Source organism: Plantactinospora sp. A48 (genome assembly GCF_055793945.1).
Genome location: NZ_JBTIXF010000100.1, coordinates 1 through 14,748, shown reverse-complemented (window position 1 = coordinate 14,748; position 14,748 = coordinate 1). Strand labels below are relative to the sequence as shown.

Sequence of the window (14,748 nt, the reverse complement as noted above, 5' to 3'; positions counted from 1 at the left end):
CAAACCCCACCTCTCTGTTCATCCCCCTTTTCTCCCCCCCCCCCTCCCCCCCCAGTACGGGGGAACCCTACGGAACTGGCCGGAAAAAAGCGGGAACTTGGTAGCCCGGCTGCGCGCCCTGCTCGGCCAGATGGGCGGTGAGGTGGCCCTCAGCACCGAGGGCCTCACGGTGCGGGGCAGCGGCCGGCTGCACGGTCTGGACGCCGACCTCTCCGACGTCGGCGAACTCACCCCGGCGCTCGCCGCGCTGGCCGCCCTCGCCGACTCACCGTCCCGGCTGCGCGGCGTGGGCCACATCCGGGGGCACGAGACCGACCGGCTCGCCGCGTTGGCCCGGGAACTGTCCGCGCTCGGCGCCGACGTGAGCGAGTCCGCCGACGGGTTGGAGATCCGCCCCCGTCCGCTACGCGGCGGGGTGTTCCGGACCTACGACGACCACCGGATGGCCCACGCCGCATCACTGATCGGACTGGTCGTGCCCGGGGTCGAATTGGACGATGTGGCATGCACCTCGAAGACCATGCCCGAGTTCCCGGCACTATGGTCAGCGATGGTGGCCGGCCGGAGCTGACCACCCGGTGGTGGGCCGAGGAGGGTCTGTGTCACAAGTCGTCGGCCGAACCGAGCCGCGCCGCGGGCCGGCCAGGGGCGTCGGCCCAGACCCTAGGGGGCGGTTCTGACAGGCAGGCAGCGGGAGTACGACGAGGATGACGTCCGGGTCCGTCCCGGCAGGTCGTCCCGGCCGCGTACCCGCACCCGGCCCCGGCACTCGGACGCGGTCGACGGCCTGGTGATCGCGGTCGACCGGGGACGCTACACCTGCGTGCTGTCCGACGAGGAGGACGACGGGGCGGAGCGGATCATCACCGCCATGCGGGCCCGCGAGCTGGGCCGTCGCTCGGTGGTGGTGGGTGACCGCGTCTCGTTGGTGGGCGACACCTCGGGGGCACCGGGGGCGCTGTCCCGGATCGTCCGGATCGCCGAACGCACCTCGGTGCTGCGCCGCACGGCCGATGACGACGACAGCACCGCCGAGGGGCGCCTGGAACGGGTGGTGGTGGCGAACGCGGACCAGCTCGTGATCGTCAGCTCGCTGGCCGACCCGCCGCCCCGGACCGGTTTCATCGACCGCTGCCTGGTGGCCGCGTACGACGCGGGCATCCTGCCGCTGCTCTGCCTCACCAAGTCCGACCTGGCCGGGCCGGCGGCGGTGGTCGGCTACTACACCGAGCTGGACCTGCCGTACGTGCTGGTCGGGCCGGGTTCTGATCTGGTGGACCTGCGCGAGCGGCTGGCCGGGCGGGTTTCGGTGCTGGTGGGCCACTCCGGGGTCGGCAAGTCGACGCTGGTCAACCGGCTCGTTCCGGCCGCGGACCGCGCGGTGGGCACGGTCAGCGCGATCGGCCGGGGCCGGCACACCTCCACCAGCGCGGTGGCCCTCCGGCTGCCGACCGGATCGGGGGACCGGGGCCGGCCCGGCTGGATCGTCGACACCCCGGGGGTACGCAGCTTCGGGCTCGCCCACGTCAGCGCGGACAGCCTGTTGCACGGCTTCTCCGACCTGGTCCCCGGCACGCTGGACTGCCCGGCCAACTGCGAGCACACCCCGGCCGAGCCGGAGTGTGCCCTGGACGCCTGGGTGGCGGCGGGCAACGCCGACCCCCGCCGGCTGGCCTCGTACCGCCGGCTGCTGGCCTCCCGGGCGGGCGAGCCGGAGTAGGGTCAGCGGGCCGCCGGCTACTGAATTCTTCGATACCGTCCGACAGCCGGCCGCCATCCGGTCGGAGACCGGCCACGAGTGGAAGCCGGGCACGGGTCCGTGGCCGGGCGCGGGGAGTGGGACGCCCGGACCCTGGCGGGGCCGGCGGGCGTCGCGGTCGGCTACCTTTCCGGCATGGCCCGCTACGCCGACGACCTTGCCCTCGCCCACGTGCTGGCCGACACCGCCGACGCCATCTCGCTGTCCCGGTTCCGCGCCCTCGATCTGAAGGTCGAGTCGAAGCCCGACCTGACGCCGGTGAGCGACGCCGACACCGCCGTGGAGGAGGCGATCCGGGCCGCCCTGGCGCGCAGCCGCCCGCGCGACGGAGTGCTCGGGGAGGAGTACGGCACCCAGGGCGGACACGGCGACCGGCAGTGGGTGATCGACCCGATCGACGGGACGAAGAACTTTGTCCGGGGCGTACCGATCTGGGCGACCCTCATCGCGCTGATGGACGGTGACCGGCCGGTGGTGGGGCTGGTGTCGGCGCCCGCCCTCGGTCGGCGCTGGTGGGCAGCCCTCGGGCACGGGGCGTACGCGGGCCGGCACCAGGCCGCCGCCACGCCACTCGCGGTGTCCCGGGTGGCCCGGCTGACCGATGCCAGCGTCTGCTACTCGTCGCTGACCGGTTGGGAGCAGGCCGACCGGTTGGACGCGATGCTCGACGTGCTCCGGACGAGCTGGCGGAGCCGGGCGTACGGCGACTTCTACGGCTACATGCTGGTCGCGGAGGGCGCGGTGGACGCGATGGCCGAGCCCGAGCTGTCGTTGTGGGACCTGGCCGCGCTCATCCCGATCGTGACCGAGGCCGGTGGGACGTTCACCGACCTGGCCGGTCGGCCGGGACCGGCCGGTGGCAGCGCGTTGGCCAGCAACGGTCCGCTGCACGCGGATCTGCTCGACCGGCTCGGTAGCGTCCCGGACGCCCGCTGATCCCGACTCGCGAGCCGGCCGAGCACACCACCCGGTGACCCTCTATCCTCGCCGAGTGGTGTCCTCCGGATGGTTGTTCCTGGCGGCCATGATCGTCAGCTACGGAGTCGCCAACCTGCTCCAGTCGGTCGCGGCTGCCCGGACGACGGTCCACCACACGTTCGACCCGGGACTGCTGATCCGGCTGGCCGGCCACCGGACGTACCTGGTCGGCCTGCTCTGCCAGTTCGTCGGGTTCGCATTCGCCTTCCTGGCCCGGCGCGACCTGCCGCTGTTCCTCGTCCAGGCCAGCGTGGCGGCGGGGCTGGGGGTGACCGCCCTGCTCGGCGTGCTGCTGCTCCAGTGGCGGCTGCCGACCACCGAGGTGGGGCTCCTGGTGCTGCTGTTCGCCGGGGTCGGCGGGTTGGTCCTGTCCGCCGAGCCGGCCCCGGCCAAACAGCTCGGCGGTGCCGCCCAGGTCGCCCTGGTCGTCTTCCTCGGGCTGATCGCGGCCATGGGCATCTTCGCGGTACGCCTGCACGGCGCGCTGGGGTCGGTGGTGCTCGGCTCACTCGCCGGGATGTCGTTCTCGGCGGCGGCGGTGGCCGCCCGACCCCTCGCCTCCGTGCAGTCGGTGGCCGCGTTCCTGGTCAACCCGCTGCTCTACCTGCTGGTGGCGCATTCCGTGGTGGGGCAGCTGCTGCTCGGGCTGGCGATGCAACGCGGTTCCACGACCGCCGCCGTGGCCGCCATGGACGCCGCGGGTGCGGTGCCGGCGGCGATCGTCGGTCTGCTGCTCCTCGGCGACCGCATCCGGCCCGGCCGGGAGTGGCTGGCGGCGATCGGCTTCCTGGTCACCCTGCTGTCGGTGATCGGCCTGACCAGATACGCCGAGCCGCAGCACCAGCACGCGGTGGCGGAACGCTGGCGGCGGCTGCGTGGGCGGGGTGCGGCCTCCGCGCCCCGACCCTGACCCATAGGCCCTAGGCGGTCACCGACTGCTCGACCGGCTCGACCGGCTCCTCCACCAGCTCCACCTCGGCCACGGTCGGCAGGATCGGCCTGCGACGCCCGACGACCCGCTCGTACAGCCGCTCGAGCGTGGCCACCGTCCGCTCCCAGGTGTAGCTGCACCGCACCCGGTCCACGGCGGCGTGCCCGAAGGCGAACCGCTGGGCGTCGTCGGCGAGCAACCGGCGCAGCGCCACACCCAGCCGGTGTACGTCGCCGGGCGGCACGAGGTGACCGGTGACCTCGTCGACCACGGTGTCGGTCACGCCACCGAGCGAATATCCGACGACCGGCACACCGCAGGCCATCGCCTCCAGCGGGATCCGGCCGGCCGGCGAGTAGTGCGGGGTGCAGGCCACCAGGTCCGCCGAGCGGTACCAGGTCGGCATCTGGTCGTACGGAACCGAACCGACCAGCCGGACCTGCTCGGCGACGCCCATGTCGGCGGCCAGGGCGCGCAACCGGCGCGCCTCCGCGTGCTCGTCCAGCTCGGCCGCGGGGGGCCCACCGGCGATCACGAGTTCGGCGTCACCGACCAGCCGCAACGCCCGGATCAGGTCCTCGTGTCCGTGCCCCGGACCGAGGTCACCGACGGCCAGGATCCGGGCCCGGCGCTCCCGCGGTACCGCCTCGCCGTCCGGATGGAAGCTCTCGGTGTCGACGCCGCTCGGCACGACGGCGACGGCGGTCCGTTGCAGCCCCATCCGGGTCAGCTCGTCCACCTCCTCGGTGGACTGGGCGACCGCCAGGTCGACCGCCCGGGTGAGGGCCCGTTCCAGGGGGATCCGTTCGCCCGGCCCGGCGTAGGCGGGGCCCAGGTGGCGCAGCTGCTCCACGCCGAGGCTGTGGAAGGTCTGGATGACCGGGATGTCGGTCTGCCGCACCGCGCTGGCGGCGACCAGGCCGCCGAGCCAGAAGTGTCCGTGAACCACATCCGGCTGCCAGTCGCCGGCCCACCGTTCGCCGAGCAGCCGCCCGAAGGCGGGCACGTGTCGGACCAACTCGGCGGTCGGCACCCGCTCCACCGGGCCTACCGGCATCCGTTCCAGCAGATAGCCGTCGGTTTCCACCCGGTCCGGCAGCTCCGGATCGTCCCGGCGCTCGTAGACCCGTACCTGGTGGCCCCTGCCGGCCAGCTCGGCCGCGATGCGCGCCACGTGCTGGTGCGTGCCGGACGACTGGTGCGCCCCGCCCGAGGAACTGGAGTGAGCACAGACCAGGCCAACCCGCATGGCACCTCCATCACCGGTTCTCTTCAGGCCGTTGAACCCACGGTCACAGGATTCCATTATCCCGCCTCAACCTGACCAAACATGACGGGACGAGCGAATTCCGGTGCCGCCGTCGGTCCGGTGCCGCCGTCCGGATCGGTCTGGTGCCGCCGTCGGTCCGGTGCCGCCGTCCGGATCCGTCCGGTGCCGCCGGGTTGACCCGGTGGTGCGGTGCGGTTGGTTGAACGCTGCCCCTCGGGGTACCCGCACAGGTATGCCAGCACCTCGGGACTCCCGGGCGCCGGACCGGGCCAGCCAGGCCGGCTCCTCCGTCGTGCCGGACCGCCGGGTGGAATCCCCCAACGGTGGCCGGCCGGGCCGGCCACCACCAGAGACCGGAGCATTTCGTGGCAACCCTTGATCCGGCCGGTGCGGCCGGACCCACAGCCATGCACAATAGGTCGATCATGTCGAGCGATGTGCGTTGCGTCCTGGCGGGGGCCGAGCCGTATCCGGTCGCTCGCCTCGTCGGACCGCTCCACCCGCCGACCGTCGAGTCCGTCCGGACAGCGCTGCTGACCTGCCTCGCCGACCAGGCCGGAACGATGATCGTGGACGTCTCCGACCTCACCGTCGAGGACCCCGCCGCCCTGTCGGTGTTCCGGGACGTGTCCCGGGAGGCGGCGGAGTGGCCGTCCGGGCAGTTGCTGGTGCACGTCCCGCTGCCCGGCTGGGATGCCAGCCCGTCGCCCTGGTGGGACGATCTGGGCGTGACCGTGGCCGCCAGCCTCGACGAGGCGTACCGGCTGCTGGACGGGCTGCCCGTCGCGCGGGCCAGCGCCAAGCTCGATCCCGTGGTCGGCGCGGCACGTCGGGCCAGGGAACTCGTCACCGACGGTTGCGGTCGCTGGGACATTCCGGAGCTGGCCGGTTCGGCCTGTATCGCGGTGACCGAGATGGTGAACAACGTCGTGGTCCACGCCCAGACCCCGATGGCGGTCCGGTTGGGGCTGCGGGACGGCGCCCTGCACGTCGCGGTCCGCGACTGGTCACTGCGGCCAGCCATCTACACCGGGCTGGTCCCGGCCACCTCCTCGGGCGGTCGGGGTCTGCTGCTGATCGACACCGTGGCCCGCCGCTGGGGCAGCACCATGCTGAACGACGGCAAGATGGTGTGGGCCGTGCTCTACCCCGAGGACGAGTTGCTCGGCTGACCGGCCGCTGCCGGCCGCCCGGCCCGGCCGGGAACCCGCTCAACGGCCGGCGCCGGTCGCCCGGCCCGCCCGGGAACCCGTTCCGGCCCGGGAACCCGTTCCGCCGTGCCGAACAGGAAGCCGGGTGCGGCGCCGCGCAGGGCCCGCCCGACGTGGGGTTGCACGCCGGTCAGCCGCAGCCGGATCCCGGCACCCCGCCCCGCCTCGTGCCCGGCGAGGATCGCCGCGATACCGGCGGCATCGATGAACGGCACGCGCCGCAGGTCCAGTTCCAGCTCGCGCACCGGCGGACGCAGCCCGTCCAGCAAGGCTGCCCGGACCCGGCCGGCGGTGTCCCGGTCCAGCTCGCCGATCAGCTCGAGGCGGAGCTTCCGCCCGGTACGCCGGCGCCGGATCACCAGCGGGTTGTCCGCGCTCACCGCCGGGCTACCCGGCCACGGTTCGGGCCAGTCGCTGAGCATGGCCTGCCGGAGCCAGGTCAGGGCCTGGGACAGCAACCGGGAGACGTGCATCTGGGAGATGCCCATCTCCTGGGCGATCTCCTGCTGCGTCCGGTTGCCGTAGAACCGCAGCGCGAGGATGCGTCGTTCCCGGGACGGCAGCCGGCACAGCAGGGCGCTGACGGTGACCCGCTCGTCGACCAGGTCCATTCCGGCGTCGGCGGCGCCGATCTCGTCGCCCAGCTCGCCACCCGACTCGTCGTGCCGGGGCGCGTTCAGCGACAGCGAGGAGTACACCGCCGCGGTCTCCCGGGCGGTCCGGATCTCCGCTGGCGTCCGCCGGAACCGGGCGGCCAGCTCGGTGACGGAGGGACGGCGGCGAAGCTCGGCGGTGAGATCGGCGTCGGCTCGGGCCACCTCGATACTGAGTTCCTGCATCCGCCGTGGCACGTGGACCCCCCAGGTACGGTCCCGGAAGTGCCGGCGTAGCTCCCCGGTGATGGTCACGGCGGCGAAGCCGGTGAACGGGCCACGCTCCGGGTCGTACCGGTCGACCGACTTGAGCAGTCCCAGCCGGGCAACCTGTTCCAGGTCATCCAGGAGCTCGCCGCGTCCGGAGTAGCGTCGGGCCATCCGGGCGGCGAACGGCAGCGCCGCGCGGACCAGCCGGTCGCGCTGGACCCGCCATTCCGGCGAGCCGACCGACAGCGTGGACACCCGCTCGGCGTACGCCAGGGCCAGCGCGTCCAGCCTGGTCTGGTCGTTCGGGGCGGTGGTGGATTGGCGGATCATCGCTCGGCCTCCTTGGCGCCACCGTTCCCACCGGGAATCCGGCGCGTCTCATCATCGAGATGTGCTGGCCGATGCCCGCGTCTTGAGCATCCGGAGCCGGGCGCGTCCCGTTCGTCCCGCGTGGGACCTGAGCGCATTCAACTCCCCGGCTGAGACCCTATCCCCCGAATGGCCGATCGACAATCACCCTCGCCGGCAGGCCCCAATTGCACCGATCGACGCCGACCGGCCGGGCACCCGGTTACCGAACGTGGTCAGTGGGTAGGTCAGCCAGCATGCGCGACGACGACTACCCCAGCCCGGTTTCCGACCCCGAGGCCGACGGCCTGCCCGGCATCGCGGACGATGACTCGACCGCCGGCGACGACGTGGAGAGCGGCCGGGAGGCGGACGGGCCGGATCCCGCGCCGCTTCCGCCGGACCGGGAGGACGGACCCCTTGAACTCGACCACTACGGCCTGACCGCCGAGGAGCAGCTCGACGGCGAGCCGCTGGACTACAAGCTGGCCCGGGAGCGCCCCGATCCACGGGTGGACGATCCCCTGGCCGGGCCGGTGGATCCGGGCATCGCCGCCGAGGCGGACAGCGAGGAGGCCGCGGCACAGGCCCAGTTCGACGCGGACGTGATGGATCCGGGTCCCACCTCGGACCCCAACTCACCGGTCTCCCTCTACGACCACGGCATCCTGGGTGGCGAGGGTGACGGTGCCCCGGTCGGCCGTCTGGTGGAGCAGGACCAGGGCGCGAACACCCGGACCGACACGGAACCGGACTCGGTGGCCTGGGACGCCGGTTCGGCCGGCGGAGGTGCCAGCGCCGAGGAACGGGCCATCCACGAGACGCAACCGCCCGACTCGCACTGAGCGGCCGGCCACCTCACCCGGTCCGGAGTCCTCCGGCTTCGACCGAGGGCTCCGGGCCGCCTGGATCACCGGCCACCGGCCGGCTGGGGGGTCTGCCTGGCGGGTAGCCGAGCAGCGGCTCGACAAATGCCGACGTACGGTAGAAAAGCCGCGATCGACAGTGCCTAGCTGGCGGAGACCCGACCATGAGCGACGCCCACCCCTCCGGACCGCGTACGGTATTGCCCATCGAATCCTCGCTGTTGCTCACCGAAACGTTCGGGCCCGCGCAGGTGACCGATCTGCGTCACACGGTCGCCTCGTTCGCCGGTGCCTCCGGACTGGCCGGTCCACGCCTGGAGGACTTCGTCCTGGCGGTGAACGAGCTGATCACCAACGCGGTGCGGCACGGCGGCGGTCAGGGCTGGCTGCGACTGTGGATCGAGGGTTCGACGGTGGTCTGCGAGGTGTCCGACACGGGCCGGGGCATCTCCGCCAGACGGCTCGGCGACGAGCGGCGGCCCGCGCCGGACACGGCGGGCGGCTGGGGGCTGTGGCTGGCCAAGCAGCTCAGCGACGAGATGATCGTGGACACCTCGTCCAGCGGCACCACGGTCCGGATCAGCGCCAGCATCAGGCGAAGCTGAGAGGCAGCTCCGCCGGCCTCGCGCGCGGCTGAGAGGCAGCTCCGCCGGCCTCGCGCGCGGCTGAGAGGTTGGTCCGTCCGCATCGGGCGTACCCGCGGAGCGGACGGGCCCCGGTGCTGGCGTCGGGTGACCACGGCCGCTGGTCGCGAAGGCGCGGGAAGGCCCCCGGCGGAGGCCCTCCCCCGCCCGGTCAGCCGAACAGCGCGCTCACCGACTCACCGTTGTGGATCCGGCGCATCGCCTCGGCCAGCGCCGGCGCCACGGACAGCACGGCGAGCTTGGGCACCCGCTTGTCCACCGGGATCGGCACGGTGTTGGTGCAGACGATCTCCATCACCCCGTCCTGGACGCTGAGCCGGTTCAGGGCGTCCGCCGAGAACAGCCCGTGCGTGCAGGCGAGCCGGATGGACCGGACCTTGAGCTCGCGCAGGTGCTCCATCAGCTCGATCACCGTGCTGCCCTTGGCGATCTCGTCGTCCAGCACGATCACGTCCCGGTCCGTCACGTCGCCGATGACCGCGCTGATCTTCACCAGATCGTCGCTGAACCGCTGTTTGGCGCCGGCCGCCACCGGCGTACCCAGCATCCGGGCGAAGGCCGCGGCCTCCTTGGCGTTGCCCAGGTCGGGCGAGACCACCACGGTGTCGGTCAGGTCGTAGCCACGGAAGTGCTCGGCCAGTTCCCGCAGCGCGTGCAGGTGGTCGACCGGCACGCTGAAGAAGCCGTGTACCTGGGGAGAGTGCAGGGTCATCGCCAGCACCCGGTCCGCCCCGGCCGCCACCAGCAGGTCGGCCACCAGCCGGCCACCGATGGAGATCCGGGGGGCGTCCTTCTTGTCCGATCGAGCGTAGGCGTAGTGCGGCAGCACCACGGTGATCCGCCCGGCCGAGGCGCCCCGGGCGGCGTCGAGCATGAGCATCAGCTCGACCAGGTGCTCCTGCACCGGCGGTACGAGCGGCTGGATCAGGAAGACGTCCCGCTCCCGGCAGTTGGCCTGCAACTGCACCTCAAGACAGTCGTTGGCGAACCGGGACACCCGAACGGGGTGCAGCGGCACATCGAGGTGGGCACAGATCTCGGCGGCGAGTTCGGGATGGGCTGTTCCGCTGAAGACGGCGATATCGCGCACGATGCCCCATCGTAGGCCGCCGACCACCGTGCCGGTCGCGGCCCGCCGGATGCCGGGACCGATGTCGGGACCCAGCGCCGCCGGGACCAAGGCCGCCGGGACCAAGGCCGCCGGGACCAACGCCGCCGTTGCCCGGCGCCGGTGGCCCGCCCGCCGCCGCCACCACGGCCCGCAGCCACCACGGACCGTTGACCACCGGGCCCCCGGCGCCGGGCGCGGGTCGCCGCAGCTCACCGCGCCGGGTGGGTACGCACCGGTCGACGGGACGGTACGGTGCTGCGATGACGCAGCAGTACGTGGCCGCGATCGATCAGGGCACCACCTCCTCCCGGTGCATCGTCTTCGATGCTGACGGCGCCGTCGTCACCGTCGCCCGCCGGGAACACCGGCAGCTCTTCCCGAGACCGGGCTGGGTCGAGCACGACGCCGAGGAGATCTGGACCGGCGTGCGGGAGGTGGTCGGCGAGGCCCTGCGGTCGGCCGGGATCGGCGCCGACCGGCTGGCGGCCGTCGGCATCACCAACCAGCGGGAAACCACAGTCGTCTGGGACCGGGAGACCGGCACGCCGGTACACAACGCCATCGTCTGGCAGGACACCCGTACCGGCCCGCTGTTACGCCAACTGGCCGACACCCACGGCGCGGACTGGTTCCGGGACCGGACCGGGCTGCCGCTGGCCACCTACTTCGCCGGCCCGAAGCTGCGCTGGCTGCTGGACAACGTCGACGGGCTGCGCCGGCGCGCGGAACGCGGCGAGGTGCTGTTCGGCACGATGGACAGCTGGCTGATCTGGAAACTGACCGGCCGGCACGTCACGGACGTCACGAACGCCAGCCGTACCCTGCTGATGGACCTGCACACGCTGGACTGGGACCCGGAACTGCTCGACGCGCTGAACGTGCCCGCCGCGATGCTGCCGGAGATCCGCTCCTGCGCCGAGGTGTACGGCACCGGCACGGGCGTCCTGGACGGCGTACCGGTGGCCAGCGCGCTCGGCGACCAGCAGGCCGCGCTGTTCGGCCAGACCTGCTTCGAGCCCGGCGAGGCGAAGTGCACGTACGGCACGGGCAGTTTCCTGCTGCTCAACACCGGCGCCACCCCGGTGACCTCGGAGCACGGCCTGCTCACCACCGTCGGCTACCGGATCGGCGACCAGCCGGCGACGTACGCCCTGGAGGGCGCCATCGCGGTCACCGGCTCGCTGGTGCAGTGGCTGCGCGACAACCTCGGTCTGATCTCGACCGCGGCCGAGGTGGAGGAGTTGGCCCGGACCGTCGAGGACAACGGCGGCTGCTATTTCGTACCGGCCTTCTCCGGCCTGTTCGCGCCGCACTGGCGCGGCGACGCCCGGGGCGTGATCGCGGGACTGACCGGTTACATCACCAAGGGCCACCTCGCCCGGGCCGTGCTGGAGGCCACGGCGTGGCAGACCCGGGAGGTCGTGGACGCGATGAACGCCGACTCGGACGTCGCGCTGCGCCGACTGCGGGTCGACGGCGGGATGACCGGTAACGAGCTGCTCATGCAGTTCCTCGCGGACGTCCTCGACGTACCCGTGATCCGGCCGACCGTGGCCGAGACGACCTGCCTGGGCGCGGCCTACGCGGCCGGCCTGGCCGTGGGTTTCTGGCCGGATCTCGCGACCCTGCGCCGGCACTGGCGCCAGGACGCGCGCTGGGAGCCCGGGATGGCGCCGGCGGATCGGGACCGGGAGCTGGCCAACTGGCGGAAGGCCGTCGCCCGCACGCTCGACTGGACGGACTGACCCCTACCCCCAGCGGTTGCCGGTGAGCTTCTCGTAGACGTCGACGTACCGGGCGCGGGTCACCTCGACGATCTCCTCGGGAACCTCGGGCGCCGGCGCCTGCCGGTCCCAACCCGTGGAGGTGATCCAGTCCCGGACGTACTGCTTGTCCAGCGAGAACTGGGTACGACCCGGCTGGTACGACTCGGCCGGCCAGAACCGGGACGAGTCCGAGGTCAGCACCTCGTCACCCAGCATCAGCGTGCCGTCGGGCGCCCAGCCGAGTTCGATCTTGGTGTCGGCGATCAGAATGCCCCGGTCCGCCGCGATCTCGGCCCCGCGCCGGTAGATGTTGAGCGCGATCTCCCGAAGCCGCTCGGCGGTCTCCGCGCCGACCTTGGCGACCACGTCGGCGAAGGTGATGAACTCGTCGTGCTCGCCGAGCGAGGCCTTCGTGGTGGGCGTGAAGATGGGTTCGGGCAGGATCGCCGACTCGACGAGGCCCGCCGGCAGCGCCACCCCGGAAACCTCACCCCGCTCCTCGTACTGGCGCAGGCCGGCACCGGTCAGGTAACCCCGGGCGATGCACTCGACCGGCACCATGTCCAGGGGCCGGCACCGGATGGCCCGGCCGGCGAACTCGGCTGGCACGTCGGTCGCCGAGAGCACGTGGTTGGGCACCAGGTCGGCGAGTTGGTCGAACCACCACAGTGACAGCGCGGTCAGTAGCTTGCCCTTGTCGGGGATCGGTGTCGGTAGCACCACGTCATAGACCGAGATCCGGTCGGAGGCCACCAGAATCAGATCGTCCCCGTCGGCGTACAGGTCCCGAACCTTGCCGGAGTAAACACGTTCCACGGACATCAGTACATCATGTGCGGGGCGCCGGCTCGGGCACCCGCCCTGGTAGATCCACCCGAGCGACCGCCGGCAGGCCACCCGCGCGGCCGTTGACAGGTACGGTACGGCCCTGTGTAAATGGTCGCGGTCGCCGGACCCCTCGGCGCCGACAGGAGAACAGGTGAACCCTTTCCCGCCCAATTCCCGTTCCCGGCTGCGTGCCACCGCGCTGGTACTGGCCCTGTTGTTGATCACCACCGTGACCGCCTGCCGCCAGCAGGGTGACCCCGAGACCGAGGACGGCCGGATCCAGCTGTCGGTCTTCTGGTACGGCGGTCAGCGTCGGGCCACGCTGACCGAGCAGGCGTTGCAGGAATACAGCCGCCGCCACCCCCAGGTGCTGTTCCGGGTCACCTGGCAGGGCAGCGAGGGCTACTACGACCGCCTCTCCACCCAGGCCGCCGGGGGCAACCCGCCGGACCTGTTCCAGCTCGACGAGGACTACCTCACCGCGTACGCGCAGCGGGACATCACCCTTGATCTCACGGATCTCGTCGACCGGGGCCGGATCGACCTCAACCGGCTGTCCCCCAGCCTCGTCCAGTACGGCACGGTGGGTGGCCGGGTGGTCGCGGTGGCCGCCGCGGAGAACACCCCGGCGCTGGTCTACAACCGCGCCCTGCTCCGTCGGCTGGACCTGCCCGAGCCGGACCCGGGGATGACCTACGACCAGTACGTCCGCTGGGCCCGCCGGGTGACGACCAAGAGCAACGGCCGGGTCGCGGGCACGATGGACCCGTCCGCCGACATCCGGGCCCTGTGGGTGTGGTTGCGGACCGGTGGCATCGAGTTCTACCGGGGCAGGCAACTCGGCTTCACCGCGTCCGACCTGGCCCGCTGGTTCGAGTTCTGGCAGGAGGCACGGGCGACCCGGGCCACCCCGTCGGCCTCCGTCGTGCAGACGGCCGACTCCGGGGAGCTGTCCCGGCAGTTGGTGGTCACCGGCCGGACCGCCGCGTCGTTCGCCTGGTCGAACCAGCTCGGCGAGTTGCAGCGGGGCACCCGGGACGAGCTGGCGATCACCTCGCTGCCCGGTGCCGGAAACGCGCAGTGGGCCCGAGCGTCGATGTACTGGGCGGCCTATCGGGGCACCCGGCACGCCGACGTGGTGGCCGACGTGATCAATTTCCTGACCAACGACCCGACGGCCGGTCAGATCCTCGCCGACGAACGCGGGCTGGCCGCCAATCTCGACGTCCGGCAGTCGGTCGAGCGGGCGCTCGACGACCCCGCGGCCAAACTCTCGGCGACGTTCGAAACCCAGATGAGCGAGCGGTTCGGGCCGGCGCCGGCGCCCCCACCCCCCGGTCACGACCGGGTGCGGGCGCTGTTGCGGGAGGCCGCCGAGCAGGCCCAGTCCGGGAAGCTGACCAGCCGGGACGCGGCCACCGAATTCGTGTCGAAGGCCAACGCGGCGCTGGCCGGCTGACCCGTCACCCGGGGCCCGGCCGCCCGGCCCGACGTCACCCTCGGCCGGTTCGCCCCCAAGCTCGCCCCGAAATCGGCGCAACAGGGGGATCGGATACCTCCGGACCGCCCTGTTGCGCCGAATCCGTGATGATCTCGCGATGGGGTCCGTCGCGACTCAGCGCCGGACCCACCGTGACCGTTGGGACGGGTCGGCTCAGCGCCGGGGGCCGCGACGGCGCCGCAGCAGCAACACGACCACCAGCACGATGATGGCGACGACGACCAGGCAGCAGGCCGTGCCGAACCCGCCGCCACCGTACCGCCGGCGGCGGTACGCCTCGATCACCATCGACCCGGTGTCCGAGGCCGCCCACGCCGCCGTCGGAATGAACACCGCCAGGGCGACCGCGCCGAGTACGGCCGCTACCCGCGTCCACGCTGCACGTAGGAAGGACATGCCCACATCGTGCCGTAACCGCGCAACATCGGCTTGGTAGATCCGGATCGTCACGGCCGGCGCCGGGCGAACCAGCGGTGTGTCACTCAGCGCATTCGCGGCCGCGGCCGAGTCGTTCCTCGCGGGGGCCAGCAGCGCGCTGGCCCCGGGGCCCCAGGAGAGCCCCCCCTGGGGAGAAGCCCAGCGCACGAGTGCGCCACACGCGATCATGTCCGGAAAGCCACAAAGAGCACACACCCCTCCCCACGACAACCACCACACCAAAAGGATATACAA

Annotated in this window: 14 protein-coding genes; 9 read left to right on the top strand and 5 right to left on the bottom strand. The window is 72.3% G+C overall.

All coding sequences use genetic code 11. The features are described from left to right. The 4 genes from ACXN5W_RS29250 to ACXN5W_RS29235 form a co-directional block, all read left to right on the top strand. Window positions 1-571, top strand: a 571-nt coding sequence (locus ACXN5W_RS29250; protein WP_473161609.1) for a 3-phosphoshikimate 1-carboxyvinyltransferase, incomplete at its 5' end; no start/stop codon positions are given. A gap of 216 nt (window positions 572-787) precedes the next feature. Continuing rightward, window positions 788-1,720: a ribosome small subunit-dependent GTPase A gene (gene rsgA, locus ACXN5W_RS29245; protein ID WP_473161613.1), complete on the top strand. Its 933-nt coding sequence runs from the start codon at window positions 788-790 to the stop codon at window positions 1,718-1,720. 174 nt (window positions 1,721-1,894) lie between these two features. Further along, a complete protein-coding gene (gene hisN / locus ACXN5W_RS29240; RefSeq protein WP_473161612.1) occupies window positions 1,895-2,695 on the top strand; it encodes a histidinol-phosphatase in 801 nt (266 codons plus the stop codon). A gap of 88 nt (window positions 2,696-2,783) precedes the next feature. Beyond that, window positions 2,784-3,647: a hypothetical protein gene (locus tag ACXN5W_RS29235; protein ID WP_473161611.1), complete on the top strand. Its 864-nt coding sequence runs from the start codon at window positions 2,784-2,786 to the stop codon at window positions 3,645-3,647. Window positions 3,648-3,657: 10 nt separating this feature from the next. On the opposite strand, the gene ACXN5W_RS29230 is transcribed toward ACXN5W_RS29235, so the two are convergent. Next, window positions 3,658-4,917, bottom strand: coding sequence for a glycosyltransferase (locus ACXN5W_RS29230; RefSeq protein WP_473161608.1), 1,260 nt, complete (start codon window positions 4,915-4,917; stop codon window positions 3,658-3,660). A gap of 446 nt (window positions 4,918-5,363) precedes the next feature. Here ACXN5W_RS29230 and ACXN5W_RS29225 point away from each other — a divergent pair, with 446 nt between their 5' ends. Further along, window positions 5,364-6,110 (top strand): ATP-binding protein, encoded by a 747-nt coding sequence (locus ACXN5W_RS29225; protein WP_473161607.1) that lies wholly within the window; start codon window positions 5,364-5,366, stop codon window positions 6,108-6,110. Here the strand turns inward: ACXN5W_RS29225 and ACXN5W_RS29220 are convergent. After that, window positions 6,083-7,342: a SigB/SigF/SigG family RNA polymerase sigma factor gene (locus ACXN5W_RS29220; protein ID WP_473161606.1), complete on the bottom strand. Its 1,260-nt coding sequence runs from the start codon at window positions 7,340-7,342 to the stop codon at window positions 6,083-6,085. The genes ACXN5W_RS29225 and ACXN5W_RS29220 overlap by 28 nt on opposite strands. A gap of 275 nt (window positions 7,343-7,617) precedes the next feature. Here ACXN5W_RS29220 and ACXN5W_RS29215 point away from each other — a divergent pair, with 275 nt between their 5' ends. Continuing rightward, a complete protein-coding gene (locus ACXN5W_RS29215) occupies window positions 7,618-8,205 on the top strand; it encodes a DUF5709 domain-containing protein (RefSeq protein ID WP_473161605.1) in 588 nt (195 codons plus the stop codon). A 185-nt stretch (window positions 8,206-8,390) separates the two neighbouring features. Beyond that, window positions 8,391-8,831, top strand: coding sequence for an ATP-binding protein (locus ACXN5W_RS29210; protein ID WP_473161604.1), 441 nt, complete (start codon window positions 8,391-8,393; stop codon window positions 8,829-8,831). A gap of 190 nt (window positions 8,832-9,021) precedes the next feature. Here ACXN5W_RS29210 and ACXN5W_RS29205 read toward each other — a convergent pair whose 3' ends face one another. Continuing rightward, window positions 9,022-9,960: a ribose-phosphate diphosphokinase gene (locus tag ACXN5W_RS29205; protein ID WP_473161603.1), complete on the bottom strand. Its 939-nt coding sequence runs from the start codon at window positions 9,958-9,960 to the stop codon at window positions 9,022-9,024. A 281-nt stretch (window positions 9,961-10,241) separates the two neighbouring features. On the opposite strand from ACXN5W_RS29205, the gene glpK reads away from it, so the two are divergent. Then, entirely contained in the window at window positions 10,242-11,726 is a 1,485-nt protein-coding gene (gene glpK / locus ACXN5W_RS29200; protein ID WP_473161602.1) for a glycerol kinase GlpK, read from the top strand. A 3-nt stretch (window positions 11,727-11,729) separates the two neighbouring features. Here glpK and ACXN5W_RS29195 read toward each other — a convergent pair whose 3' ends face one another. Further along, complete coding sequence (locus ACXN5W_RS29195) at window positions 11,730-12,563, bottom strand: phosphoribosylaminoimidazolesuccinocarboxamide synthase (protein ID WP_473161610.1); 834 nt, start codon at window positions 12,561-12,563, stop codon at window positions 11,730-11,732. Between the two features lie 163 nt (window positions 12,564-12,726). On the opposite strand from ACXN5W_RS29195, the gene ACXN5W_RS29190 reads away from it, so the two are divergent. Then, window positions 12,727-14,034 carry an ABC transporter substrate-binding protein gene (locus ACXN5W_RS29190; RefSeq protein WP_473161601.1) on the top strand — a complete coding sequence of 436 codons (1,308 nt, stop codon included), beginning with the start codon at window positions 12,727-12,729 and terminating at the stop codon, window positions 14,032-14,034. A gap of 195 nt (window positions 14,035-14,229) precedes the next feature. Here the strand turns inward: ACXN5W_RS29190 and ACXN5W_RS29185 are convergent, their stop codons facing one another. Continuing rightward, a complete protein-coding gene (locus ACXN5W_RS29185) occupies window positions 14,230-14,472 on the bottom strand; it encodes a hypothetical protein (RefSeq protein ID WP_473161600.1) in 243 nt (80 codons plus the stop codon). Window positions 14,473-14,748: the final 276 nt, after the last annotated feature.

Coding starts and splice junctions, on each gene's coding strand:
- ACXN5W_RS29225 (WP_473161607.1), top strand. CDS start 5,364: ATGTCGAGCGATGTGCGTTGCGTCCTGGCGGGGGCCGAGCCGTATCCG.
- ACXN5W_RS29220 (WP_473161606.1), bottom strand. CDS start 7,342: ATGATCCGCCAATCCACCACCGCCCCGAACGACCAGACCAGGCTGGAC.
- ACXN5W_RS29210 (WP_473161604.1), top strand. CDS start 8,391: ATGAGCGACGCCCACCCCTCCGGACCGCGTACGGTATTGCCCATCGAA.
- ACXN5W_RS29235 (WP_473161611.1), top strand. CDS start 2,784: ATGATCGTCAGCTACGGAGTCGCCAACCTGCTCCAGTCGGTCGCGGCT.
- hisN (WP_473161612.1), top strand. CDS start 1,895: ATGGCCCGCTACGCCGACGACCTTGCCCTCGCCCACGTGCTGGCCGAC.
- ACXN5W_RS29215 (WP_473161605.1), top strand. CDS start 7,618: ATGCGCGACGACGACTACCCCAGCCCGGTTTCCGACCCCGAGGCCGAC.
- glpK (WP_473161602.1), top strand. CDS start 10,242: ATGACGCAGCAGTACGTGGCCGCGATCGATCAGGGCACCACCTCCTCC.
- ACXN5W_RS29185 (WP_473161600.1), bottom strand. CDS start 14,472: ATGTCCTTCCTACGTGCAGCGTGGACGCGGGTAGCGGCCGTACTCGGC.
- ACXN5W_RS29230 (WP_473161608.1), bottom strand. CDS start 4,917: ATGCGGGTTGGCCTGGTCTGTGCTCACTCCAGTTCCTCGGGCGGGGCG.